Raw genomic sequence first — 25884 nt, 5'->3', positions numbered from 1 at the left:
GTGGAATTTTTTGAAGGCACTAATTCCCTTGGAATAGACAGCGATGGTAATGATGGCTGGAGTCTCACCTGGACCGGCGCAGTGGTTGGAACTTACGCTCTGACTGCGGTAGCGACCGATGATAAGCAGGAGAGGACCATTTCAGCAGTAGTGACCGTAAATGTCATGGGAACTCCAGTTATTACCAGCTTTATCCCTTCCTTAGGGCCTGTGGGTAGTATAACATTAATAAATGGGCAAAACCTGGAGAATGTCACTGGTGTGTCATTTGGCTCTTCAACTGCAGAAATACTTTCTGTGTCTTCGACAAGCATAGAGGTACGGGTCCCATATGTAAACGGCAAGTTGCCAAAAGATGTAAGAATAACTCTAAACTCACCTGCAGGATCATATTCCTCTTTTAATAAGTTCACAGTTACTGAAGGTACAGCTCCTGTGAACGTGGTTCCGGTCGTAGACATTATTTCTCCCGCTAGTAATGCAACTTATACGGTACCTGCTGTTATCAATGTTCTAGTCACGGCTTCAGACTCTGACGGAGTTGTGACAAAAGTGGAATTTTATAATGATGAATCTAAATTAGGGGAGGATTTGCAAAGCCCCTATGAATTTAGTTGGAGCGATGTTCCTGAGGGTACATATTCTTTCACGGCAAAGGCATTGGATGACAAGGGGGGTATTGGCTCCTCTGAAGCTGTAACTGTAATTGTTTCTCAACCTGGAGGTAATTTGCCCCCAGATGTTTCAATTAGTGCTCCCGAAAATAATGCAACTTTCACGGCTCCTGCAAATATAACTCTTCAGGCCAATGCCTCTGATCCAGATGGAAGCGTTACCAGCGTTAAATTTTATTATGGAACCATCCTTATTGGTGAAGATGTTAGCGATCCTTTTTCAGTAAACTGGGACAATATTTCTTCAGGGACTTACTTATTAACAGCGCAAGCTACCGATAATCTTGGAGCAGTAACTAATTCGGAGGTAGTCACTATAACAGTAAATGCTCCAGCTGTTTTGCAAGCTCCTGGTGATCTCTTTGCTCAATGGGTGTCTACAACCCAGGTCAACTTATCCTGGACGGATAACAGTTTGGCAGAAGACGGATTTATTCTTGAGCGTTCAACAAAGGCAGATTTTTCAGGGCGGCTGGATTTTATAAGTTTAGGGCCAAACACAACTTTTTATGAGGACAGGAATCTAAATAGTAAAAAAGGCGGTGGTATTTTATATTACCGGTTAAAAGCTGTTCAGGGTAATTTGTCTTCCGATTATACAAACGTGGTATTAGCGACCGCTCTTTCCGCCTCGGCTAAATCAATGACAAAAGTTTCAGAGGTTTATTTAAATGTTGAACCAGAGGAAAGTTTCTTTGCTTATCCTAATCCCACATCTGGCAATGCAACTGTTCACTTTGTTATTTTAAAAAGAGATTTTTTCAACCTAAACCTTTATGATTCTAAGGGGATATTTATTGCCCACCTCAAGGCAGGTGAGGCTGAGGCAGGAAAAGAATATTCTTACAATTTTGATTTTGAAAATCTTTCTGATGGAATTTACTTAATTGCACTGGAAACAGGAAATGATAAATCTGTCCTTAGGTTTGTTTTAAAAAGATAACTTTTAAATCTTTTGGAAAATAATCTCGATCCCATGCCATAACAGAAGTAGGGAAATAAAGTCCACTTCAAAATAATGTTCTGGTAACCTGTATTACAATTTTACCTGAGTTAATACCAAGAATAAGGTGATAAGCCTTGTCCTCTGGTTCTTCTATTAACAGGTTTCATTTTTATAAAAGAACGATTCTAAAATTGTTAACCACAGTAATATTGAAGTCTTCCCTTTATAAAGTGATCATCTAATTATAAAAACATCAGTTATGAAACGTTTATCATCTTTAATTGCATTTTCTTCTCTTTTACACTTGCTTATAGTAGATATAACTTTTTTTCTGACCGCATCCAAAGCAATTGAAATCACCCTGGCTCTAATTCTTTACAACCTGGTTTGGTTAGGGATGACAATAAATATTGTGCATCATACTTATAGCAAAAAATAACTTTAGTAATATGAAAATTTCAATCATCACCATAGTTTATAATCGGCGGCATTGTATTGCACATTGCATTCAATCTGTTCTTGATCAAACTTATCCAGACGTGGAACATATAATTATTGATGGTGGATCCACTGATGGAACTCAAGAGGAAATAGAAAAATACAGGGACAAACTTGCTTATTATATTTCTGAAAAGGACGAAGGAGTATTTGATGCGTACAACAAAGGGATCAAAAATGCTACAGGAGATATTGTAGGGGTTCTAAATTCAGATGATTTTTTCTTTGAGTCTGATACTTTACAAAAAGTGGCAAATGCCTTCAAAGCTTCTGGTGCAGATCTGGTCTATGCAAAAGGTTTGTTTGTTGATCAGGAACATCCAGAAAGAATTAAAAGGGTCTATTCATCTAAACCCTTTAATAAAAAATTTTTGTTCTATGGATGGATACCCCTCCATACTACCATTTTCGTGCGACGAGAGATTTTTGCAGCCTATGGTGTTTATAATGATGGCTATACAATAGCAAGTGATTACGAAATATCACTAAGATGGTTCAGTAATAATGACTTAGAGAAACATTTTTTGGATGAGTGGGTAGTTAAAATGAGATTGGGCGGCCTAAGCACCTCCGCAAAACTCCAAATACAGAAGTCAAAGGAAGATCTTCGAATTATAAAAATGTACAAATTAAACGGAGTATTTACCCTCGCCTGTAAAATCGCCAGAAAAATCCCTCAATATTTGTTACCTCTTATAAAAGACGTGACTAAAGAAAAATCCTACAATAAGTTGTCAGGTACTGTTTCCACACATTAGAAAATATGAACCATGAAAGGGGCTCATTTTATTATACCATTCTCTGTACTGGCTCATTTGATTACAATAAATGTGACCCTGTTCCTTTTAACCCCGGACACTTATCTTAATGCTGTTGCTATTATCTCATATAATCTCGCTTGGTTAATTGCCGCAATAGGTTTGAATTTTTACACCATCGAAAGGAAAGAGAAATTTATCACCAAATTTCATAAATTTTTAAAACATTACTTTATTTTCACCCTTGCTTACTTTGCCATTTTTCCTTTCTCAAAGGTCGATTTTTCATTTAGCTACCAAATTTTTGTGCTTTCTTTTTTATTTTTTCTCTTAACCTTTTATCGCTGGTTCTTTTTTACTGCAAGGAGGTTGTACCGAATGGAAGGGGGCAATTATATAAATGTGATAATTATTGGGAATGATAAAAACAGCAGAGCAATAAAAAAAGTCTTCGAAGAACCGGATTTTGGATATAGGTACAAAGGGTATTTTAGTAATGACCGTAAATATGATGGTGAAGATTTTCGGGGAGAGATTAAAGACTGTTTTACCTTTATTCAGCAGAATAAGATTGAAGAAATTTATTGTATGGCATCTCAGTTATCAAAGGCAGAGATTAATCAACTAATTGCTTTTGCAGATAATAATCTCAAGAAAATAAAAATTGTTCCCGATAACAAGGAGATCTTTACCAGAGCAATGAATGTGCAGATATATGGCACAGTTCCAGTTTTAAACCTTCGAAACTCTCCCCTGGAGAAAAATTATGCTAAATACGGAAAGCGGATCTTCGATATTATTTTTTCCTCCTTTGTTATAATTTTTATTTTATCCTGGACAATTCCATTAGTATATATTTTGACCCGGTTAGAATCTAGAGATCCCTTGTTTTTTAAACAACTAAGACATGGATATAACAAAAAATCCTTCTACTGTTATAAATTTCGTTCAATGTTTTTAAACCCTGAGGCAAATATCAGGATGTGCACCAAGAATGATTTAAGAGTGACCAGGATTGGTAAGATTTTAAGAAAAACAAGTATTGACGAGTTACCGCAATTTTTTAATGTTTTTCTTGGAGATATGACAGTGGTAGGGCCACGACCGCACATGGAAGCTCATACCTTAGAATTTTCTCAAACGGTGGATAAATACCTGGTGAGACATTTTGCCAAACCCGGTATTACAGGACTGGCGCAAATAAAGGGATATAGAGGAGAAATTACCCGTAAGTCGGATATTATCAACAGAACAAGACTTGACATTTTTTATCTGGAAAAATGGAATATCCTTTTAGATCTTAAAATTATCTATTATACCATATACAACGCTTTTACAGGAGAAGAAAAAGCTTTTTAACAATAGATCTTAAGGTATATCTACCTTATATTCAATCAAAAATAGCTCTATGACAAGTTCTAATACCATCAACAGGATTTTTGTTTTAATAATTGTTTTATTAACAGTTTCTTCCTGCGTCACTCGAAAAAACATGGTGTATTTTCAGAATGTTGACCAATTAAGAGAAAGTGTAGAACGAAATAGAAACGACAACCTACAAATTCAGCCAGATGATGAATTGACGATAAGAGTTTCAGCTCCCGAGCAGGAGGCTACGATCCCTTTTAATCTTACAAAATCTGTAGCTTCTGAAGCCGGAGTAGGAGGAAGCGTTGAACTTGAGACTTATCTTGTTTCAAGCGAGGGAACAATACAATTTCCTGTCATTGGTGTTATGGAAGTACAAGGGCTTACTACAACTGAACTTGCAGAGAAAATTCGGAAATCGATTCTGGAATATGTAAAAGATCCTATTATTAATGTGCGTATTCTTAATTTCCAGATAAGTGTATTGGGTGAGGTAAACAGTCCTGGTACTTTTTCCATTGACGACGACCACATTAACTTGTCTAAAGCAATTGCTATGGCGGGAGATCTAACAATATTTGGGAAAAGGGATAATATTTTGATTCTTGGGGAAGAAGAAGGAGTGAAAACTTATGCTTATCTCGATCTTACGGATGCCAACGTAGTTAATTCCCCTTACTACAACCTAAGGCAGAATGATGTGATATATGTAGAACCAAGATCTTCTCGAAGACAGGCTGCCGGTTCTACCAATATAGCAGCCACTTATATTTCTATTGCATCTGTTATTGCTTCCCTAGTAGTTCTCTTTACAAAATAAAATTATGACTGGTACAAATAATTTTTCCAACAGACCAAGATCTGAAAAGCTGAATTTGAAGAAGGAGCTTGTAAAATACTTCCATTATTGGCCCTGGTTTCTTCTTTCGTTAACAGTCTTTCTCTCGCTTGGTTTCTTATACCTCAGGTATACCACTCCGGTTTATAGTGCAAAAGCGAGCATAATAATTAAAGATAAATCTGTCGACAGCGGGGTAGGTGAGGCTATTTATTCCGAGTTAGGGATAGGGGGAATGGGAGCGAACAATTTTGATACCGAGATTGGTATTTTAAAATCTAGAAGATTAATGGCCGAGGTAGTTAAATCTTTAAATATTCAATACCAGTATTTTAAGGAAGGTAAGTTTCGAACTATTGAAATATATGACAATATACCTTTTTCTATGCAAGTCTTGCGCATGGATGAAGCTCGGCTGCAGGAACTAGGGGGGGCTAGCTTTAAGATCACCCAAAAAGGTTCGGATTTTATTATTAGTGATCTTGAAGGGATAAAGTCAATTAAAGTAAAATCTGGTACACCAGTGAAGCTAGAATTTGCGGACATAGTTTTGGGAGCAACCTCTTTACCCAAATATGAAGGCTTATCAGATCAGACCATAATTACTTTTTCAACAATAGAAAAGGTAGCTGCACATTACCGCAACAGCATTAATTTAGTTCAAGAAGCAAAGTCTTCAGGACTTATGAATTTAGAATTACAGGATCCGGTAAGGCAAAAAGCACGGGATATCCTTGATCAGTTGATTTTGGAGTATAACCGAGACGCTATTGAAGATAGAAATCTTATTGCGGGCAACACTGCCAATTTTATTAATGAGCGTCTTTCCATAATCAATGGAGAACTGGACTCGGTTGAGACGGGGAAAGAGACCTTCAAGGAAGAAAATCTATTAACAGATATACAGGCCCAGTCTCAACTATTTATTCAGAATGCCAACGAATATAATAAGCGAAGACAAGAAATCGGTACCCAGTTGGAACTAGCCGGGGCGATGTTGGAATATATAGGATCCAATTCAAAATCGGATCTTTTACCAACCAATTTGGGAATTTCTGAGATGGGGGTGAACCAGCAAATCAATGAATACAACGATTTAGTGCTTGAAAGGAATAGGATTTTGGGAGGTTCAAGTGAAAAAAACCCAATGGTTATAAGGCTTAATAACAACATTGAACAAATTAAAAATAATGTGGTTCAGAGCTTAAGAACAATGCATTCCAATCTTGAAATAAGTCAGGAAGAATTGAGACGGCAATCTTCAAGTATTGGGTCACAAATTTATGCGGTCCCTTCTAAAGAACGTGCATACAGAGGAATTGAACGGCAACAGAATATAAAAGAAACACTTTATTTGTTTCTGCTTCAAAAGAGAGAAGAGAATTCACTTTCCTTAGCAGTTACGGAGCCTAAAGCAAAAATAGTTGACAGAGCTTATTTTACAGATTATCCCGTTGCCCCCAGCGCAAGGAATATTTATCTGGGAACTTTTATTCTGGGACTCTTTTTGCCTTTTTCGGTTCTCTATGTAAAAGAAATGTTCAATGATAAAGTAAAGAGCAAAAGCGATATTGAAGGTTTCTCAAAAGAAATTCCTGTAGTAGGAATGATCCCGAAGATTAAGAGAAAAAGGGATGGTTTAATAAGAGGTAAGGATCGCTCTGTTCTTGCAGAATCTTTTAGAATTTTAATCACTAACCTTCAATATCTTTTAATAAATGTTAAGGAAAAGACAGGAGGTATTGTCCTCTTTGTTACCTCCACTACAAAGGGAGAGGGAAAGACTTTTACCTCTGTTAATCTTGCAATTACACTTGCGAATTCAGGTAAAAAAGTGCTTTTGTTAGGGGGTGATTTACGTAATCCAAAACTTCAGGCTTACAAAGCGAATAGTGATAATCTACTGGGTTTAAGCGACTATTTGCTTAATGATAACCTTTGCTTAAGATTCCTTTTAGGGCCTTCCAATCTTCATAAGGATATAGATGTTCTTACTTCCGGAAGTATTCCTCCAAACCCTTATGAACTTTTGAAACAGGAAAAAATGGCGAAGGTCTTCAAAGACTTAGAAATGAGGTATGATTTTATAGTGGTTGACACAGCACCGGCTATGCCTGTAGCAGATACTTCATTACTAACCAAGTATGCCGATGCTGTTCTCTTTATTGTAAGATCAGGATTTACAGAGAAAGATCTACTGGAATTTCCTCTAGATTGTTTAAAAGAGGGGAAATTCAATAATATTAGTTTTGTTCTTAATGATCTCAAACCAACGCATTTGGGGTATGGGTCTAAATATGGTTATGGATATGTACAAGATAAAAAAAGTTCATGGTTAAAAAGGAGTAGAGATCCCGAACCGATTTACTATTAAATAAACCTGAAGATTATTTGATATGTAATAATTTAACAAGGACAAAAGGCCAACAAATTGTTTGCAAAAATGGCAGATCTTTATCTCGTACCTTCATATAACAGGTGCAACGTTTGAAATCTTTACCTCATCGTCCTTAGATACTTAAAGCCTTTGAAAGATCACCTATGATGAAACATGGTCCTGGTTAAGTATTTAAAATTTTTGAACACATCCTTCCCATAATCTTGGTACAATGATTGATTGCTATTTTAAAAATAAATATTATGGGTAGACCTTCTACAAAACCAACAGACCTCAGAGATGGTTATTATATTGAGGTTAAAAGTAAAACTCAAAAATCAGGTATTAAAATTCGAAGAGATACCAGAAGCCAATTAATAATGGCAATAGAGGAATATAAAGAAAATAAAGAGGTCATTGTTTTGGGTAAACAAGAAAATGGCAAAATGAAAGAAATACCAGAACTTAAGGTCAAACCTTAAGTTCTTCTATATTAGATTATAGAAGTTTTTTCCTGTAAACGATGATTTAGTTTAAAAATTCTTCTAATTTTTCATATCTATTTCTTACAATATTTCATTCGAGATTTAATAAAATTGGGATCAATCCGGTTTTTTGTCATCTAGTTAAATAAATATTACTTAACACTCGCCTTCCTGCGCTAAGCTAGGATAGTCTGAGAGGGTTACTTCGCTTACTTCATAATAACTTTCTACCCATTTATTGTTTTACCGTCCCTGAGGTGAGGGTTTCATATTACAGAAAATCCCGCTAAACTAATGTTTGGCGGGATTTTCTGTTTATAGACGTAGGGTTTCCACCTAATACCAGATTCTTTAGATGTTGTGCTTTGAAGATAGGTTCTAATCGTATGGTGCAGAAAATTTAAATATTACCATTAATTTAATATACTTTAACATATTTTTCTTATTCTTGTGTAGCCATTTTGAGATTCTGCCCTACCAGATTTATCTCAAATGAGATGATCCGGTATTCCGGTAGAAAAATTCTATTCAAAATTATTGTACAATGAGAAAAACTCTAATGAACTTCGCACTTGGTTGCACCCTCATCGGCTGCACTGTGCAGCAAAAAGTGGTTCAGGTGGAACCCCAGGTCATGGAATTGCAACAACCTGAGGCGCAGGGATTGAAGCGAAAAGTAGCTATTGCAAGATTTTCTAATGAGACCCAGTACGCTAAAGGGATCTTTTATGACAAGGAAAATGATCCGATTACCAATCAGGCACTGGATATTTTAACCACCAAGCTGGCTTCCTCAAATAAATTTATTCTTTTGGAACGGCAGGAGATGGATAAAATAATGGAGGAGTACAGGCTCTCCGAAAACCAGGGGCAAAAGGTGGGGGCAGATTACCTCATTATTGGTTCGGTTACTGAATTCGGGCGTAAAAATGTTGGTGATGTGAATGCTTTTTCCAGAAGCAAAACTCAAACCGTACAGGCAGGGGTAAGCCTGCGATTGGTAGATGTTTCTACCGGGCAGATCATTTATTCTGAAGAAGCAAAAGGTGAGGCCGAAACTACCAACAAGACCGTCATGGGACTTGGAGAACGTGCAGATTATGATGCAACCCTTAGTGACAAAGCAATTTCGGTGGCAATTTCCAAGCTTGTTGAAAATATTATCAACAACTGTATGGATAGGCCATGGAAATCATACTTCCTTACTTACGACCAGGATGGGATCTTGATATCCGGAGGTGCCAGTCAGGGGATAAAAGTTAATGATGTTTTTGAAGTCGTTGAAAAGGGTAAAAGTGTAAAGAATCCGCAAACGGGTATGATGGTCGAATTGCCGGGTAAAACTGTCGGGAAGGTTAAAATAACTTATATGGGGGGTGAAACTCCGCAGTCCGAATTCTCAATGGTTTCCTTTGTAGAAGGAGCGATTGACAGCGGTAACCTGGATAGCTATTACATTAAAGAAACTAAAATATGAAAAAACTGATCCTTTTATTTGCTGTGTTCACGGCAGTAGGATGTACCGGTGTAAAAACCACCACTGCAGGTCTGGAAAATGAGGCCTTCCTGGTTTTCCTGGGTAATCCAAAAGATTACGATACGGGTGTAGAGGTAAATATCGATGATAAAACTTCTTTTTCAGCAGAAGTGCAAAAAAATCATAGTAACAAACCCACAGGTAAAGTCTACGCCATTGCAACAGGACCTCATGTGGTCTCGGTTATTCACAATGGCGAAATGATCTATAAAAAAAGAATTTTTGTATCCACTCAAGAGACTAAAAAAATAATCCTTCCATGAAAAAAGCAATCTTAATATTTAGCGTAGTAATCCTGGCTGCGTCCTGTAGTGCCCCTAAAAAATTATATTCCTGGGAAAAATACGAAGCTGCCAGCTACAACTATATCAAAAACAGTGACGAAGCATCCTTAGCGACTCTGCTCGAGAATTATGAAAAAGTGATCTCAAAACAGAAGGGCACGAGAGGTATTGTTCCCCCCGGAATCCACGCTGATTATGGGTTTATTCTAATGAAAACGGGAAGAGTAGCCGAAGGGAAAGGCATGCTGGCTAAGGAAATGGAGCTTTATCCCGAATCTAAAATTTTTATTGACAGAATCTTAAAAATGACCGAGTTATGAAAAAAGCACTGTTTATCTCCTGTTTAATTGTTTTGAGCCTTGCCAGTTGTAGTGCACCAAAAGTGGCTAAGTCTGCAGCCTATCCACAAATGTATGAGCAAGAGTCTCTTACTGTTTTATTGATGCCACCAATCAACAGAACTACTAATGTTGAAGCAAAAGAATATTTCCATACCACATTAAATGTTCCTCTGGCCAATGCCGGATATTATGTCATTCCTCCGTTTCTATCAATGGAAATTTTAAAGAAGGAAAGTGCCTATGACGCAGAATTATTTCTAGATTCATCACTAAAACCTTTTGGGGAGATCTTTGGTGCCGACCTGGCTGTTTTTACTGTTATCAATAAGTGGGATAAGTCTTCAATTGGAGCTACTGTCAAGGTTGAAGTGGAATATATTATTAAATCAACAATGACTAATGAGGTCCTCTATAATAGAAAAGGGGAGGTGATTTATGACGCTTCGGTAAGTACCGGTGCCGGGGGCGTGTTAGGTCTTGTGGCCGATCTTGCGATATCTGCACTTAATACGGCTGCGACTAAATACGTGGATGTCGCCAAGGCCTGTAATGCATATACTTTTCAGGATCTACCTACCGGGAAGTATAGTCCAAAATTTAAGCTTGACGGAGAAGAACTTGCTGGTCCTAAAGAATTTCAGGTTCGTTTAAAGAATCAGGCCTACTAGTTCACTCAATTTAATACTGAAAAAAAATCCCGCTCAAACTAAGTTTGGCGGGATTTCCTGTTTTAATCCCCAGCTTAGCTGCGCTTGATCGTGGACCCGGAGGCTATCGAACTTATTTGGTCCTAATTATTCTATTCTTGCAGGAACGGAACCCTCGTCTAAGCGCCATGATTTTCTTACTGAAATCAACCGCAGAGTGAATTTGGCTACTTAAAAAGGCTCCCGAACCCTCGTCCAGGTAATAGCAGCTGTAAGCAAAGGCCTTACGGGTAATATCTCTCCCAGCTCTTAAATTTTTCCTCGTCAACCTCGAAACATCTCATCATACCCCTTAGATTCTGAAATTAGCATTCAGATCTTTAAAATGGCTTCGAAATGAATTTTTCTATGCACTCGCTCCTCTTCCTTTTTATTCATTTGAAATTAAAACAAAGCCAATTCCTATATGCCAGTATCTAAATTGCACTACCATAACTTAAAGTATACTAAGGATATGTTTAGTCGACTACACCTCATTCATCGTCTTCAGAAATACAGAAAAACGAGAACCTGTTCCTGCTTCACTCTCAACGGCTATTTTTCCACCTCTGTTCTCTACCATTTTTTTCACAATGAACAAACCTAATCCCGAACCTTCAACATCGGAGCTGATACGGAAATATTTATTAAACAATTCGTGAATGTATTCCGGGTCAATTCCCCGCCCGTTATCTTCCACCTCCAGCAGGATCCCTCCAGAAGCATATTTAGTTCGAACAGTAATTACTGGAGTTCGATTAGGATTATTATATTTTATCCCATTGGAAATAAGGTTAAACAGTATACTCCTTATTTCTTTCTTCGGATATTCAAAAGTTTTAATATCCAGATCAAGGGTCATTGCCGTATTTGTCGAAGAAATAAGATGTCTCAGGTCGCTGCTGATTTCGCCTAGTAGAACAGGGAAATCTACATGAATCACCTCATCTTTATTTTTTGCTGTGTGAACGATGAGGGCCATGTCATCCACAACTTCTTTAAAACGCTTTACAGAATCATCTATTAAATTTAAGATTCTGGCTTGATCAGATTCTCCTTCCTCGGAAGGTTCCAACAGGCCTATTAATCCTTCGATATTATTTAAAGGAGCTTTAAGATCATGAGATGCAGAATAAACAAAATTATCCAGTTCCTGGTTAATACGATTTAATTCATTATTTGATTTTTTCAGATCCTGATTGGAAAGGCAAAGATTTTGTTTAACCGCTTCAAGTTCTGCCAGGACTTCTCTTTGCTCCTGAATGTCTGTACAGGTGCCAAACCATTTGACAATGATCTCTTTTTCATCTCTTAGTGGTTGTGCGCGGGCAAGAAACCATTTGTACTTCCCGTCAAATCTTCTCATGCGATATTCAATTTCGTAGGGATCTCCTGTGTCAAGGGAATGTTTCCAAACTTTCCACGAACGTTCATAATCATCGGGGTGTAGAACCAGAGACCAGCCCTTATTTTTTGTTTCCTCATAATTGAGACCAGTAAAATCATACCAGCGCTGATTGTAGAAATCATGATAACCATCGGGCTGGGTAGCCCAAACCATCTGGGGCATAAGATCAATAACAAATTTAAATTCTCTGGCCATTTGTTCAGTAGAATTTGCAGGGGTATTTTTAAAAGGGATAAAGGTATCTGACATATAAGGTTTTATTAGGTAAATATTATTTCTGAGCAGGTAAGGCGTTTAATTAGAATTCTTGTTTCCTTCAAAGTCTTTTTCCGTCAAAAGAAAGTCCGACTTCCTCTAAAATGCTGCAGATATATTCCCTTTTTCAATATCCCTTTCCACACAATCTCAGAAAAGCGTGATCAGAAAATTCTATTCTTTACTTGAACGTTACTCTGTAAAAATGATATTAATGCAATTAATCGATTAAATTATGTATCCTATCGATTTATTGAGGCTATAAAGGTAGTGCATTTGATTGTACGATAAGAATTAACCTAAACCTTATGACATTTTTAAACCTTTCCGCAGGGTTTATTTGTTACCGGTAGGTTGGCCCAAGTCTAAAATTGTCAAAGTTTCTGGTAAAGTCAGTATACTTTTACATAAATCAGTTTCAATCTCCGTAGTTCATTAATAATCATAAAAGATTGATCCAGAATCACTTTAAAAGTTAATATGACCTATATAACCTTATGTATAGCTTACCTTTAGTTTTTCCCCCAATTTGATATATGAAAGTAGCTGAACATAAGACACCCCATGAGGCGCTCACCAAATCTGAAAATAAATTTCCGGTAGTGGGCATTGGCGCTTCCGCTGGCGGTTTGGCGGCATTTAAACAGTTCATCAAGGCTATTCCGGAAGATTCCGGGATGGCGTATGTCCTGGTGCAGCATCTGGCTCCTAACCACGACAGTCTGTTGCCAGAACTGCTGCAGAAGGTCACCGGCATCCCTGTGCAGGAAATTTCAGATGAGATAAAGGTGGAGCCAAATAACATTTATATCATTCCCAGCAATAAAATGCTCCTATCTAATGATGGAAAACTGGAGCTCAGCCCCAGGCCTCATAAAGATGAAAAATTACAAAACCTGCCCATAGACCTGTTCTTCACCTCCCTTGCCTGGGTGCACCAGTCGCATTCCATTGGGGTCGTATTGACGGGGACAGGATCTGATGGAACCGAAGGCTTAAGAGCTATCAAGGAGCATGGCGGAATAACCTTTGCCCATAACCTGGATTTGGCAGAGTATGATGGAATGCCTAAAAGTGCGGTAGATGCAGGGGTGGTGGATTTTATTCTGCCGCCAGATAAAATTCCTGCAAAGATCCTGGAAACTGTTCAAAAGATCAGAATTAAGGACACTAAGACTAAAGATCAAGAATCCAAGGGGCAGGACGAGAACATTTTTAAACAAATTCTTGCCTTGTTGCAGCACCGAAAGGGGACAGATTTTACCTACTACAAGCAATCTACCATTCAAAGGAGGATCCTTCGCAGGATAGCTCTTGGCACTCATGAAGATCCTGCCACATATCTTGAGCAATTGAAATCTGATACCTCAGAACAGGATGTGTTGTATCAAGACCTATTAATTCCCGTGACCACTTTTTTTAGGGATCAAAAGGTTTTTGAAAAATTATGCAGTACCACCATTCCGGAAATAGTCAAGAATAAAAATGAAGGAGCACCTATTCGTGTGTGGGTGGCCGGTTGTAGTACCGGGCAGGAAGTCTATACGATTGCTATTTGTCTTCTGGAATTCTTGGAAAATAATCCTTTATCGGTACGCGGGGAAAGGATCCAGATATTTGGTACAGATATTAGCCCGCCTGCCATTGATAAAGCCCGAAATGGAATTTATACAAAAAGTGAAGTACAGGACCTCTCTCCTGAGCGGTTAGAAAAATTCTTTACTAAAAAGAACGGCCAGTATCGGCTGATCAAGCAGGTACGGGAAATATGTGTTTTTGCTCTTCACAATTTCCTCATGGATCCACCCTTCGGAAAAATTGACCTTGTAAGTTGCCGTAATGTATTAATATACCTGCAGCCTTACCTACAGAATAAAGCCCTTACTACTTTTCACTATGCCCTTAACCGGAAAGGATTTTTATTGCTGGGAAAATCTGAAGCTGTAAGTAATGTACCAGATCTCTTTGCTCCTTCAGAAAAGCGCTTTAAAATATTTTCCCCTAAAGACACCCAGGCCAGATTCGTGCTCACGACCGGCAAACCGAGCAAACTAAATTCGAAAGGCACCAACACCAATCCAGGAAAAGAAAATACCCGCACCGACTTTGAAAAGATTGCAGACGACATTCTGCTCAAAAAATATACTCCACCAGGAGTAGTGGTCAATGAAAATCTGGATATTGTGCTTTTTAGAGGCGATACCAGTAAATTTCTTTTCCAGGCTCCGGGAAGGCCTACACATAACCTTTTAAAACTGGCAAAATTGGGATTGGCTTTTGAGCTGCGTAATATTTTACACCAGGTCAAGAAAAATGAGAGTGATCATCGGGATGGGGAGTCTTCAGCAGTAGAAAAGGATCTTTTAATAGAATCTAATAATCAAACCCATAATATTTCTATAGAGGCTGTTTGTTTACCCAACCTTTTGGAACAGCACTATTTGATCCTCTTTCATGACCATGGCCAAACCTACTCCAGGGAAGAGACCCCTGCAACCCCCCAGGAGAGAGGGCGCATAAAACAACTGGAACGCGAACTATCCCAAACCCGGGAAGATATGCGCAGCATTACCGAAGATCAGGAGGCGGTCAATGAAGAGCTGCAAAGCAGCAATGAGGAACTGGAAAGTAGCAGCGAAGAACTACAAAGTGTGAACGAGGAACTTGAGACCAGCCAGGAAGAACTGCAAAGTACCAATGAGGAACTCACCAGCTTAAACCAGGAATTGCAGAATCTTAATTCCCAACTTACCAGCGCCAGGAACTATTCTGAGATCGTGGTAGATACTATTTGGGAACCCTTGTTGATCCTGGACAAAAAACTGCATTTGATCTCTGCCAACAAAGCTTTTTACACGACATTTAAAATCGACGAAGAGGAGACAACGGGCAAATTGATCTATGAGATAGGAAACAAACAATGGGATATTCCCGAATTGAGGACCTTGTTGGAAAATCTACAACCGGAAAAAGAAAGTATTAAAAATTTTGAGATAACCCATGAATTCCATGGTGTTGGTGTCAAAAGTTTGATTTTAAGCGCGGGATATTTTAATACTTCCGGAAGTGAAGTCGACCAGATCCTATTAACAGTTCAGGATATTACCGAACTAAAAAGAACGGGTGATAAAAATGCGCAACTTTCAGCTGTTGTAGAATCTTCTGAGGATGCCATTATCAGCAAAAACCTCAAAGGAATCATAACCAGTTGGAATAATGGAGCGGAAAGAATCTTTGGGTATAAATCAAAAGAAATTGTTGGGAAACACATTTCAATCCTTATTCCCCAGGAGTACCAGCAAAATGAAGACAGGAAGATTACCATAATTAAAGAAGAAGGAAAGATAAATAATTTCGAATCGGTAAGGATCACAAAAGCCGGGAATTGGATTCCGGTATCGCTCACCGGTTCACTTATAAAAGATTCAGGTGGTAAAATTATTGGGGTTTCTGAAATAAGCCGGGACGTTTCAGACCAAAAAGAAGCAGCTAAGAAAATTGAAGAAACTCAGCGCCTTTACTATGAATTAATTTATTCCTCCCCTTCCCTGATCGCCGCTTTCACAGGAGAGGATCATACTATAGAAATAGCGAACGATGCTATTCTGGAAACCTGGGGAAAAGGCAGGGGAGTGATTGGCAAACCAATCCTGGAAGCTTTGCCGGAATTGAGGGAACAAGGTTTTAAAGAATTATTGGATAAGGTTTATAAAACAGGAGAGCCACACAAGGCTTATGAAATGCCTGTTGATATAGTTCGGAATGGAAAAAAAGAGCGCTCTTATTACAATTTCACCTACTACCCTCAGCGGGATTCTGATAACAAGATTACCGGAATCGTAGATATCGCTACAGAAGTTACCCCGCAGGCAGAATTCAATATAAAACTAAAGGAAAGTGAATCCCATTTTAGAAAAATGGCCGATCTCATGCCGGAAAAAATACTGAATACAGATGACAAGGGGAACGCTTACTATTTTAACCAACAATGGCTTAATGATACCGGTAAGAGTCAGCAGCAACTTGAGGGAAGGGGCTGGCAAAATTGTATTCATCCCGATGATCTTGATGCTTTTCTAATCTCCTGGAAGTGTTCATTAACTACAGGAAAGGATTTTGAAATGGAGTTTCGCAGTAAAAATAAAAACGGAGAATATAAATGGCATTTGGACAGAGCAGTCCCACTAAGAAGTGATAAAGGAAAGATCAAATTCTGGATAAGTTCAGCAATAGAAATTCAGAAATTAAAGGATGAGGAAAAGCGCAAGGAAGATTTCCTTAAAATGGTGAGCCACGAACTCAAAACCCCTGTTACTTCTATAAAAGGTTATGTGCAATTACTATTGAGCTTATTAAAAAAAGATAAAGATATACTTCTGGAATCTCTGCCTTTGAAAACTTCTTTGGAGCGAATCGATGTCCAAATAGGACGACTCTCCAGGCTTATTTCCGAAATACTGGATCTCTCCCGATTGGAGGACAACAAGCTGGTATTCCAAAATAAAGTCTTTAACATTAATGAGTTAGTGGATGAAACCATACAGGACATAAAACATTCCAAAGTTGGACAAGAAATAAGTGTAAAACATGATTTCAGGTGTAACATTAGTGCAGACAAGGATAGGATTGGACAGGTATTAATAAACCTGATTACCAACTCTATTAAATATTCCTCTAACCATCAACCGGTGGAAGTGAAAATCGAGAAAGGAAAAAATAACTGTGTTGCTGTTAGTGTGAAGGACCATGGAATAGGAATAGCTGAAAATGATCTATGTAAGATTTTTGACAGATTTTACCGGGTGACCGGGGAAAGGGAAGATACCTATTCCGGTTTTGGAATAGGACTGTTCCTTTCCAATGAGATCATAAACAGGCATCAGGGAACCCTTTCAGTAGAGAGTAAAATAAGTGAGGGTTCCGTTTTTACCTTTTCCCTGCCTTGTGTAATATAGATGCCTGCCTGCATATGTCGAAATAACTTTTTATAAATCAGAATATAATGATAAAGAATACAAAAATTTTAATAGTAGATGATGATAGGTCGATCGGGGAAATGCTCCAAATGCTGCTGGAAATGAATGGTTATGAAGTAATATTTTCTCAAGAGCCAGGAAAAACTGAAGAAAATATTACTGCTCATGGTACAGATCTGGTACTTCTGGACATGCTCATTTCTGGGGTGAATGGCACCGATGTTTGTGCCAGGATTAGAAGCGACAAAAATATTAGTCAGGTATCTATACTCATGATGTCTGCCCTTCACGATGCGGGAAAAAGATGCAAGACAGCTGGTGCCAATGATTTTATTGCCAAACCTTTTGAAATGGATGAATTATTGCAAAAAATAAATAAATGTACTATGGGAATAGGTTAGGTCATTTCAGCACTACCAAATATCATTTTTCCGGCCAAAGCAATGCTACAACTTGCCCCTTTGCTCATTGATGATCAACCTGTATTCCAATTTTCTAAAAGAAAGAGTCTAACTATTAAAGTATTGGAATTGCTGAAATTGAATCCTAGAAATTATAACATTGAATTTTTAAACCTAGATCTTTTGATGCTATAATTTTCGCGGAAGAATAATTGTAAAAGTGGTACCTGTTTCTTTAGTGCTCTTTAATTCAATTCGTCCTTTATGGCCATCTACAATAGCTTTTACGATGTAAAGGCCCAGTCCATAGCTATCCTTTTTTGCCGGATCCCTATTAAGCTTGTTAGAAAACCCGGTAGAAATCAAACTTTTTATATTCTCCGGCACCGGAGATCCCTCATTGTAAACCTGAAAAAATGCCTCATTGCCTTTTGCCGATACACTCACTGTAACAGGGCCTCCCGGATTTCCATGTCGTAAGGCATTTGTGATAAGATTTGTCATTAATTGATCCAACCGAACAATGTCCCATTCACCCTGTACGGGACCTGGAGTTTTGACGATCAGTTCAGAGTCCGGGTAACCCAGTTGTATTTCCTGAACAATTTTCACACTCTGTTCTGAAAGATCCACCGGGGACCTGTTGATGGTTATTCCGCTGCCCAACCTTAAATTTGTCAACTCCAAAAGGTTGTTTATTAATTCTTTCATACGTTTTACGCTGGAGTCGGATCTCCCAATTAGGGATTTTTCCTTTTCCGACAAATTTTTAGACAACTTAAGGATTGATTGAACACCCGAAATGGCTGCGAGAGGATTACGCAAATCATGCCCCAAAATACCAATAAACCAATTCTTGCTTTCCTCGACTTTATTGTCAAAGCGCTCCAGGGAAATCATCCATAACTCATCAATAGCCTCATTAAAACGTATCATATCCTGGAAATCTGTCTCCATTTTTTTTGTTCTACTATGTGCTTCCCAAAGTCGTAAAATACTTGCCCGTAGAGCCCTGAATTCAGAACTTAATTCCATGATATTAAAACCTACATCTGCCCGCTGTTCCCCATGTTGATGGGCAGCCTTGCTTTCGCCAGACCGCATATTCTTCCTACCCTTCGATTTTTCCTCCTGCTGTACATCTGTTTCCAATGTTTCCATGCTCTCTACGATTCTATCGAGCATTTGGCCTATGTGATCCTGAACCTCCTTCAGTTCAAGCTTATTAATACCATCAATATTTTCCCGGGCGTACTTCACCCATTCCTTAGAGATATCTTCCTTATTGTTTTTAATAAAGTTGGTAAATTTCATAGATATTTTTCTATTTTTTATAAGGTATTGCTTTGAAGGATAATCTTCTAATGATTTAGATAGTGTTAACAGATATTCATTGAGAATACCTGGAGAAAGAGATATCAGCGTCTATTAAAATAACACACAATTATCCCCAAGGCAAGATCACAAAAGGTTTCAACACTCTTAACGGTCACCCCTTCACCTGACCGATCCACTTCTCTACCATCAAAGACAGGTTAATCTACTGCCAATTGTGAGATCCAGGAGTATTATTGTCTTGATTAGCCGTAAGTTACCAGGTTGTTGCAATTCTTCGGGATAAGATCATTCCTGTAAGAATAATTATTTATAAATTTTAAAATCAGTTATTATGAGATATGCCATTTCCTACGTTAGTACAGCCAACCTGGAGCTGAAAGATCAATCAATTAGCGATATTATGACCAAAACAAACGAATTCAATAAAAGCCGGGATATTACCGGTATCCTGCTCTATAATGAACGAAGTTTTTTTCAACTCATCGAAGGGGAAAAGAATATTATTGAAGATTTATACAGAAAAATTGCAGAAGATTCCCGGCACCACGATATCATTAAATTCCTGGAGAAACCGGTTTCCAGACTTCCTTTTGATGGATATATGACCGATTTTATTACAGATATCAAGAGGTTTAATGAAGCTAAATTAAAAAATTATCTGCACTACATTGAAGTATTAAATCCTGAGTCTCAAGTAGCTCTCAAAAGAGTGGTGGAGTTAATGATGGTATAGTTATTTATCGGCGACGTGCGTTCTATGATAATTAACTTAATAAAAATCAGCCTGTACTATTCTAAAAACAGTTCTTCACTAAGGGAAAAGAAATTTCACAGGTTTAAAGTTTAACTCTAAAAAACGTTGATTTTTTGATGATGAATTTCCTTCAAGTGGGAAACCATAAGAGGTTTAGATAGAAAATCAGCAATAGAAGGATACTTCTTTCTTTCAGAGGAAAAATCTTCCATGGAAGAGCTAAGAATATATACAGTAAATTGTTGTTGGATCTCTGTGTTGAATTTTAAAAACCTGTCCAGAAATTCAAAGCCTGTCATAGTTGGCATATTTACATCGAGAAACAGAATAGTAGGAATAGACTTATTTGTTTTTGAATATTTTTCAATGATGTATTCCAGAGCTTCTTCTGGTCTGAGATATGAAGCTACTATCGCTTTTGCGTCAAATTTTTGAATGATCAATTTGCAAAGAAGATTGCTGGTGCTGTCATCATCAACTACTAAGTAATGTTGCACGCCATTTATCATAATTTAAATTTTTTATTACTGAATTTTATAATGAATGTAGATCCACAATTGACTTTACTCAATACATTTATTTTTCCGCCAAGCATTTCCACCTGGGTCTTCACCATGAATAGGCCCATACCTTTTCCTTCGATATGGTGATGAAAGCGCTTATAAAGGCTAAAAATATCATCCTTTTTTATTGAAGAATCCATTCCTAAACCGTTATCTTGAAATATCAAGCTTATAATTCCATTCTCTTTTTTGGAAGTTATTTTTATCTCTGCATCAACCCCGGGTTGACGGTATTTGATACTGTTAAAGATAAGATTATAAAAGATGCTGTAGATAAAACTTCGTACACTCCTAACTTGATTAATTTCCTCAAAATTGGTCACGATCTTTATGTTTTCTCTTTCTAATATATCGTGAAGACTAATTTCTATAAATTGAACAATTTCATTAAAATTTATAGCTTGTTTAGCTTCACTAAAATCTTGTTTTAACTGGAGAATTTGATTAAGGTCTTTAATTACTTTGTCCATACGTTGCGCATTTGACTCAACTTCCTTTCTCAAATTAATTTTCATATCGTTCGAGTAACTCTCTTCAATAAGTAGCTGCGTTAATCCAAGTATATTTGCTACAGGTGCTCTTAAATTGTGGGAAATAATAAAGGAAAATTGTTCAAGGCCTTTATTAGCTCTTATCAATTCCTTAGTATTGGTTCTTAGACTTTCATTTACCTCCAGAAGTTCCTTTTCAGAAATTTTTCTCTTTGTAATATCTCGTATAATCATTGAACTTCTAGAATTTCCGTCTGGATCCTTAAAAATAGAAGATGTGATTTCCCCCGGGAATTTCGTTCCGTCCTTTCGAACAAAAGTCAGTTCTGCACTTGTGGTTCCTGTTTGCCTTCTTATATCTAGGGCTGCGGTCAGACGCGGGTCCCCGGAATCTGTTACCGCACTCCTGCCTACAGAGCAAAGTTCTTTTTCACTCATTTGAAACATCCTGCATGCGCTGGGGTTTGCGGCTAATATTTTCCCATCTGGAATAGTAACCATCACCGCATCTAAACTATTTTCAAAAAAGGAACGATAGCGTTCTTCACTTTCTTTGATCGCTTTTTGAGAGATAATTTGATCGGTAATGTCTCTAGAATTAGTTACAATACCTCCAACGGCGGGATCATTTGTAAGATTGGTAGCTTTAGTTTGAACCCATCTCCACTCTCCTTTAGCATTCTTAAAACGAAAAGGATCTATTTGGATTTGATTTTTAAACTCCAGCCCCGAAAATTCTTCAATTACTCTTTCCTGGTCCTCAGGATGCATAAAGTCAAAAGCAGTTTTGCCAATAAAATCCTTTGGAGAAATTCCGAGAACAGAAGAGGATGTTTCACTAACAAATTTATATTTTCCGTTTAAATCCAGGATTCCTATAAGATCAGATCCTTCCTGAACCAAAGCCTTAAATTTCCTTTCACTTCTATAAACGGCAACTTCACTTTCTTTTAGCCTGGTTATGTCTTTTGCAATACCATATATCCCGGTTATTGTTTTACTATTCCTGAGGGGAACAAGCGAGATTTCCAGAACCATCTTTTTACCTTTTCCCGAAATAAAATCAGCTTCAAATGTTTGATTTGTTCCACCTATAGCTGCATTAAATTTTTTTAAGATTTTTTCGCGATGGTCTTCACTGCAAAACGGTAAAAAATTCATTTTATATAAATCACTTTCGGAAGTTTCGGCGATATCAATGAACCCTTTATTTAAACTCACAAAACTCCCTTCCCTGTCCAAAGAAAAAAGCCCATCGGTGACCTTTTCAATTATTTGATCGTGTTTTTTAATTTTATCGTCTAATTTAACCTGAAGCATGTTACACCTATCTTTCTCCAAAATTTGGGCTGTAATATCCTTTACCACATTTAAAATATACCTGGTATCTTTGGCGTCATCATTAATGGGTATATTCTCCACTTCCCAATACTTCTGTATGTAGTTATCATTTTGTTCGTTATAGAGATCATATTTCAGGATCTTTATTTTATGAGGCTTCTGATTTTTATATGCAGTCTCTAAAGATTTCAGAATTCTCTCTAATCCTGAAGAGGAAGAAGGGTTTTCCGGAAAAACTTCTTCAATCATTTTACCTTTAAGTTCTTTCCCGTTTAAGTTGGTTACTTCGCAGTAGAGGGTATTCGCCTCACTAATGATAAACACATCATTCTTCTTTTCGAATAATAAGCAGGGAAAGGGTAAGTTTTCAAAAATGTTCTTGTAGCAACTCATTAAGCTAAAGGATTTTATCAAACCGGGAAGGTAACATTAAATAACGGCCTGCAAAGAGATTCAGTTTTAATTTTGGTGTCTTCAACGAATTAAATATTCTATTTGTCGGGAGCATGAATAAATTATATAGGCAATTTCCCACAATAACAGGTTTCGAATTAATTAGGATTTCTTGTTCGAAGTCGTTATTGAAGATTATAAATAAAGTAAGGTGGTCGTAACTTTAGGCGAGCAAGAAAATGGAAAAATGAATGATATTCCAGAGCTAAACGTTCTACTGTAGGGAGTTTTTTACTTTTTGGAAAAATACTTCTCCCAGCTCCTGTATAATCATCAACGGCAGCAACGGCCTTTCCTTATTAAATTGCATTAAAAATTGACAAAATATCAACCACTGCAACGGGGCGCAACGGCATCAATCGCTTATAGCCAACGAGAAGAGTAGATTCTTTAAGTCAAAATACCTGAATTTGGAGAAGAATTGGTGATCGATCTCCTTCAAACGATAATCATCGGCTTTACAATCTTCATAAATGAATGGCTCTAAATGACTACCACAAATCCAATTGCCTTTAAGGTTCTCTTAGAAATGTTTATGTCTGAGAGGTGGTCCAAATTTTTACTCCAGTTGAATTATAAATTAATACAACAAATTTCTAAAATTCAAAATTGAAGCCACTGTTAGCCAATTTCTTATAAACCGCGTTATCAAACTTATATAATTTTGCTGCTCTGTGAGAAACGTTTTGTTCTTTCTCTTTGAGATCAACTAAAAGTTTCATTTTTAAAATTTTTCTTCGAAAATTCGGTTTGTCCATTTCGATTCCCAGAATCTCTTCGTATAGTTGCATAAGCTGTAGTAGTGTAAACTTCTCGGGGAGTAACTTAAATCCTATAGGAGCTTGCCTTACTCGATTCCGCAACTGTTTTAAACTGAAATCAAAGATCTCATTGTGATCATAAATAAGACTGGGAATTTCATCAATTTTAAACCACCTAACGTCTGAAGCTGTAAAGCCTGCCACAACATTATATGCCTCCCGCTTGATTAAAGCGTAGTATCCTATGGTAATTACTCTCCCCAAAGGGAACCGGTCTGGCTCTCCAAATGCCTTTAACTGCTCGAGATAAACATGATCTAAACCGGTGAGTTCCCGTAAAAGACGGTGGGCTGCGGTGTCAATTCCTTCTTCTTCCTTAATCCAACCTCCCGGTAAACCCCATTCTCCTTTCTTAATACCATGAGCATGTTTGATGAGTAGCACTTCAAGACTTCCTTTGTCAAATCCAAAAATTACACAATCAATAGTAATAGAATTCATCACTGATTGTTCTACTACTTTTCCCGATTCTTCGTCAATAAATTGTCTGACCATGATTTTCAGCTAATGAGCCAATTTAATGTTTTAAACACTTTTACAAAATTGTTCCTTAAAAATTTATTATTCCAAAAAATTAATACAAAAATTTTGTTAATGCAGAAATTTATAAGTAAACTTGTAGTCAAATATACCATTAGTTATGGTTTAATTGACTACTATGGCTTCAAAAAATTATTCTTCACTCGTTTTTTTTATAACCATTGTGGCCAGTTTAGGTGGTTTATTATTCGGATATGATACCGCTGTAATCTCTGGGGCAGTTGGAGCTCTTGAAAATCAATTTGTTGCACCTCTTGAAGATGACGCCATAATGGCGAGTGCTGCGATCTCCGGGTTCAAACTTATCATTAGTCTCTGCGTAGTGGCGGTAGGTATCCTGTTTAGCTCTTTCATTCTCAAATTTTTCAAACGCAGTACTGCTTACGCAATCGTTTTATTTATGGTAGTGGTAGGAGGGGCGATTTTTTATTTTCAGTTCTTAAACCTTCCGGGGGTGATGACAGAAAATCTTAGAAATTCCATTTTAGGATTCATGGTGAGCAGCGCTTTGGTGGGTTGTATAATAGGGGCATCTATGGGAGATAAGGTGGCCAATAAGTTGGGGCGAAGAAATGGTCTTTTGTTATCTGCAATCCTTTTTCTAATATCTGCGGGCGGATCAGCCTTTCCCGAAATGTTCAATTATTTTGGCCGGGATGTGCTCACATCATTTATATTTTATCGCATTATAGGTGGTATTGGGGTAGGCTTGGCTAGTATGTTGGCTCCTTTATATATCGCCGAAATGGCCCCTGCAAATATTAGGGGTAAACTCGTTTCTTTTAATCAGTTTGCTATTGTAACAGGTATGCTGGTGGTCTATTTTGTCAATTATTCAATCGTGCAGGGACAGACCGACGAATGGATATATTCTGTGGGCTGGAGAAGGATGTTTTTGTCTGAAGTTATTCCTGCTTTTCTCTTTTTCATTTTTCTGCTTTTTGTGCCAAAAACACCGAGATTCCAGGTGATGAGAGGAAAGGATGAAAAAGCAATGAAGATTTTAAGCAGATTAAATGATCCGGAAAGAGCTTCTTCAATCTTAAGGGACATCCGCACTTCTTTTGATGTAAAAAGAGCTCATTGGCTTACCTATGGCTGGGGTATTGTAATAATTGGTCTTCTTCTTTCAGTGTTTCAACAGTTTGTGGGTATAAATGTCGTGCTCTATTACGCCCCCGAGATCTTTAGAGGAATGGGGATGGAAACTGACGCCTCTTTATTGCAGACTATTATAGTGGGGGTCATAAACATGCTTTTTACGGTCCTGGCTATTTTTACTGTAGATAGCTTCGGAAGAAAAAAACTTATGCTTATAGGAAGTCTCGTGATGGCAGTAAGTATGATAGGACTGGGAACAGTGCTTTACTGGCAGACTACCGGAATTGCGGCTTTGTTGCTTATGCTTCTTTATATAGCTGCCTTCGCCATGTCTTGGGGACCCGTCACATGGGTATTGCTTTCTGAAATATTTCCAAATAAAATAAAGGGGGTGATGGCAGTTGCTGTTGCCATGCAGTGGCTAGCAAATTTATTGGTGTCTTGGACCTTTCCGCTAATGAATAACAGTACTGAGCTTAACGAGCTCTTCAACCATGGATTTGCCTACTGGATCTATGGTGTAATGGCTGTCTTGTCCGCGGTTTTCATTTGGAAATTCGTGCCTGAGACTAAAGGGAAAACCCTTGAAGAAATGGAAGATTTATGGCAGCAGCCCAAGAAGGAAGCTGCAGAAGTAACGGTTTAAAAGT

Annotated in this window: 20 protein-coding genes; 15 read left to right on the top strand and 5 right to left on the bottom strand. The window is 37.7% G+C overall.

Annotated elements, in window-relative coordinates; genetic code table 11:
* The 11 genes from OU683_RS10400 to OU683_RS10350 all read left to right on the top strand — a co-directional run.
* The coding region (locus OU683_RS10400) for an Ig-like domain-containing protein (RefSeq protein WP_268137934.1) at positions 1-1617 on the top strand (1617 nt) is incomplete at its 5' end.
* Between the two features lie 262 nt (positions 1618-1879).
* Complete coding sequence (locus tag OU683_RS10395; protein ID WP_268137932.1) at positions 1880-2059, top strand: hypothetical protein; 180 nt, start codon at positions 1880-1882, stop codon at positions 2057-2059.
* A 10-nt stretch (positions 2060-2069) separates the two neighbouring features.
* Entirely contained in the window at positions 2070-2876 is an 807-nt protein-coding gene (locus OU683_RS10390; protein ID WP_268137930.1) for a glycosyltransferase family 2 protein, read from the top strand.
* Between the two features lie 12 nt (positions 2877-2888).
* Complete coding sequence (locus tag OU683_RS10385; protein ID WP_268137928.1) at positions 2889-4235, top strand: exopolysaccharide biosynthesis polyprenyl glycosylphosphotransferase; 1347 nt, start codon at positions 2889-2891, stop codon at positions 4233-4235.
* A 49-nt stretch (positions 4236-4284) separates the two neighbouring features.
* Positions 4285-5064, top strand: coding sequence for a polysaccharide biosynthesis/export family protein (locus OU683_RS10380; RefSeq protein WP_268137925.1), 780 nt, complete (start codon positions 4285-4287; stop codon positions 5062-5064).
* 4 nt (positions 5065-5068) lie between these two features.
* Positions 5069-7456, top strand: coding sequence for a GumC family protein (locus OU683_RS10375; protein ID WP_268137923.1), 2388 nt, complete (start codon positions 5069-5071; stop codon positions 7454-7456).
* Between the two features lie 266 nt (positions 7457-7722).
* Positions 7723-7941 (top strand): hypothetical protein, encoded by a 219-nt coding sequence (locus OU683_RS10370; RefSeq protein ID WP_268137921.1) that lies wholly within the window; start codon positions 7723-7725, stop codon positions 7939-7941.
* Positions 7942-8488: 547 nt separating this feature from the next.
* Positions 8489-9421, top strand: coding sequence for a CsgG/HfaB family protein (locus OU683_RS10365; RefSeq protein WP_268137919.1), 933 nt, complete (start codon positions 8489-8491; stop codon positions 9419-9421).
* Positions 9418-9744 carry a hypothetical protein gene (locus OU683_RS10360; protein ID WP_268137917.1) on the top strand — a complete coding sequence of 109 codons (327 nt, stop codon included), beginning with the start codon at positions 9418-9420 and terminating at the stop codon, positions 9742-9744. Before OU683_RS10365 ends, OU683_RS10360 begins: the two co-directional genes overlap by 4 nt.
* The gene (locus OU683_RS10355; protein ID WP_268137915.1) at positions 9741-10085 is read left to right on the top strand and encodes a DUF4810 domain-containing protein; all 345 of its coding nucleotides are present in this window, start codon (positions 9741-9743) and stop codon (positions 10083-10085) included. The genes OU683_RS10360 and OU683_RS10355 overlap by 4 nt, the downstream gene beginning before the upstream one ends.
* Positions 10082-10774, top strand: coding sequence for a GNA1162 family protein (locus OU683_RS10350; RefSeq protein WP_268137913.1), 693 nt, complete (start codon positions 10082-10084; stop codon positions 10772-10774). Before OU683_RS10355 ends, OU683_RS10350 begins: the two co-directional genes overlap by 4 nt.
* A gap of 505 nt (positions 10775-11279) precedes the next feature.
* Here OU683_RS10350 and OU683_RS10345 read toward each other — a convergent pair.
* Positions 11280-12449, bottom strand: coding sequence for a sensor histidine kinase (locus tag OU683_RS10345; protein ID WP_268137911.1), 1170 nt, complete (start codon positions 12447-12449; stop codon positions 11280-11282).
* A 542-nt stretch (positions 12450-12991) separates the two neighbouring features.
* On the opposite strand from OU683_RS10345, the gene OU683_RS10340 reads away from it, so the two are divergent.
* Positions 12992-17410, top strand: coding sequence for a chemotaxis protein CheB (locus OU683_RS10340; RefSeq protein ID WP_268137909.1), 4419 nt, complete (start codon positions 12992-12994; stop codon positions 17408-17410).
* A gap of 47 nt (positions 17411-17457) precedes the next feature.
* Positions 17458-17832 (top strand): response regulator, encoded by a 375-nt coding sequence (locus OU683_RS10335; RefSeq protein WP_268137907.1) that lies wholly within the window; start codon positions 17458-17460, stop codon positions 17830-17832.
* Positions 17833-18021: 189 nt separating this feature from the next.
* Here OU683_RS10335 and OU683_RS10330 read toward each other — a convergent pair whose 3' ends face one another.
* Positions 18022-19146, bottom strand: coding sequence for a sensor histidine kinase (locus OU683_RS10330; RefSeq protein WP_268137905.1), 1125 nt, complete (start codon positions 19144-19146; stop codon positions 18022-18024).
* 355 nt (positions 19147-19501) lie between these two features.
* Between OU683_RS10330 and OU683_RS10325 the strand changes: the two genes are divergently transcribed.
* Positions 19502-19903, top strand: coding sequence for a BLUF domain-containing protein (locus OU683_RS10325; RefSeq protein WP_268137903.1), 402 nt, complete (start codon positions 19502-19504; stop codon positions 19901-19903).
* A gap of 116 nt (positions 19904-20019) precedes the next feature.
* Here OU683_RS10325 and OU683_RS10320 read toward each other — a convergent pair whose 3' ends face one another.
* The 3 genes from OU683_RS10320 to OU683_RS10310 all read right to left on the bottom strand — a co-directional run bounded on the left by OU683_RS10320 (position 20020) and on the right by OU683_RS10310 (position 24088).
* Positions 20020-20433 carry a response regulator gene (locus OU683_RS10320; RefSeq protein WP_268137901.1) on the bottom strand — a complete coding sequence of 138 codons (414 nt, stop codon included), beginning with the start codon at positions 20431-20433 and terminating at the stop codon, positions 20020-20022.
* The gene (locus OU683_RS10315) at positions 20430-22712 is read right to left on the bottom strand and encodes a PAS domain S-box protein (RefSeq protein ID WP_268137899.1); all 2283 of its coding nucleotides are present in this window, start codon (positions 22710-22712) and stop codon (positions 20430-20432) included. Before OU683_RS10315 ends, OU683_RS10320 begins: the two co-directional genes overlap by 4 nt.
* Positions 22713-23368: 656 nt before the next feature.
* Positions 23369-24088: an NUDIX hydrolase gene (locus OU683_RS10310; RefSeq protein ID WP_268137897.1), complete on the bottom strand. Its 720-nt coding sequence runs from the start codon at positions 24086-24088 to the stop codon at positions 23369-23371.
* 163 nt (positions 24089-24251) lie between these two features.
* Here OU683_RS10310 and xylE point away from each other — a divergent pair, with 163 nt between their 5' ends.
* Complete coding sequence (gene xylE / locus OU683_RS10305; RefSeq protein ID WP_268137895.1) at positions 24252-25880, top strand: D-xylose transporter XylE; 1629 nt, start codon at positions 24252-24254, stop codon at positions 25878-25880.
* The last annotated feature ends 4 nt before the right edge of the window (positions 25881-25884 follow it).

This window comes from Salinimicrobium sp. TH3, assembly GCF_026676115.1.
Lineage (GTDB): Bacteria > Bacteroidota > Bacteroidia > Flavobacteriales > Flavobacteriaceae > Salinimicrobium.
The sequence above is the reverse complement of the archived record's forward strand: the minus strand, read 5'-3'. Positions and strand labels throughout refer to the sequence as shown.

Coding starts and splice junctions, on each gene's coding strand:
- OU683_RS10395 (WP_268137932.1), top strand. CDS start 1,880: ATGAAACGTTTATCATCTTTAATTGCATTTTCTTCTCTTTTACACTTG.
- OU683_RS10390 (WP_268137930.1), top strand. CDS start 2,070: ATGAAAATTTCAATCATCACCATAGTTTATAATCGGCGGCATTGTATT.
- OU683_RS10385 (WP_268137928.1), top strand. CDS start 2,889: ATGAAAGGGGCTCATTTTATTATACCATTCTCTGTACTGGCTCATTTG.
- OU683_RS10380 (WP_268137925.1), top strand. CDS start 4,285: ATGACAAGTTCTAATACCATCAACAGGATTTTTGTTTTAATAATTGTT.
- OU683_RS10375 (WP_268137923.1), top strand. CDS start 5,069: ATGACTGGTACAAATAATTTTTCCAACAGACCAAGATCTGAAAAGCTG.
- OU683_RS10370 (WP_268137921.1), top strand. CDS start 7,723: ATGGGTAGACCTTCTACAAAACCAACAGACCTCAGAGATGGTTATTAT.
- OU683_RS10365 (WP_268137919.1), top strand. CDS start 8,489: ATGAGAAAAACTCTAATGAACTTCGCACTTGGTTGCACCCTCATCGGC.
- OU683_RS10360 (WP_268137917.1), top strand. CDS start 9,418: ATGAAAAAACTGATCCTTTTATTTGCTGTGTTCACGGCAGTAGGATGT.
- OU683_RS10355 (WP_268137915.1), top strand. CDS start 9,741: ATGAAAAAAGCAATCTTAATATTTAGCGTAGTAATCCTGGCTGCGTCC.
- OU683_RS10350 (WP_268137913.1), top strand. CDS start 10,082: ATGAAAAAAGCACTGTTTATCTCCTGTTTAATTGTTTTGAGCCTTGCC.
- OU683_RS10345 (WP_268137911.1), bottom strand. CDS start 12,449: ATGTCAGATACCTTTATCCCTTTTAAAAATACCCCTGCAAATTCTACT.
- OU683_RS10340 (WP_268137909.1), top strand. CDS start 12,992: ATGAAAGTAGCTGAACATAAGACACCCCATGAGGCGCTCACCAAATCT.
- OU683_RS10335 (WP_268137907.1), top strand. CDS start 17,458: ATGATAAAGAATACAAAAATTTTAATAGTAGATGATGATAGGTCGATC.
- OU683_RS10330 (WP_268137905.1), bottom strand. CDS start 19,146: ATGAAATTTACCAACTTTATTAAAAACAATAAGGAAGATATCTCTAAG.
- OU683_RS10325 (WP_268137903.1), top strand. CDS start 19,502: ATGAGATATGCCATTTCCTACGTTAGTACAGCCAACCTGGAGCTGAAA.
- OU683_RS10320 (WP_268137901.1), bottom strand. CDS start 20,433: ATGATAAATGGCGTGCAACATTACTTAGTAGTTGATGATGACAGCACC.
- OU683_RS10315 (WP_268137899.1), bottom strand. CDS start 22,712: ATGAGTTGCTACAAGAACATTTTTGAAAACTTACCCTTTCCCTGCTTA.
- OU683_RS10310 (WP_268137897.1), bottom strand. CDS start 24,088: ATGGTCAGACAATTTATTGACGAAGAATCGGGAAAAGTAGTAGAACAA.
- xylE (WP_268137895.1), top strand. CDS start 24,252: ATGGCTTCAAAAAATTATTCTTCACTCGTTTTTTTTATAACCATTGTG.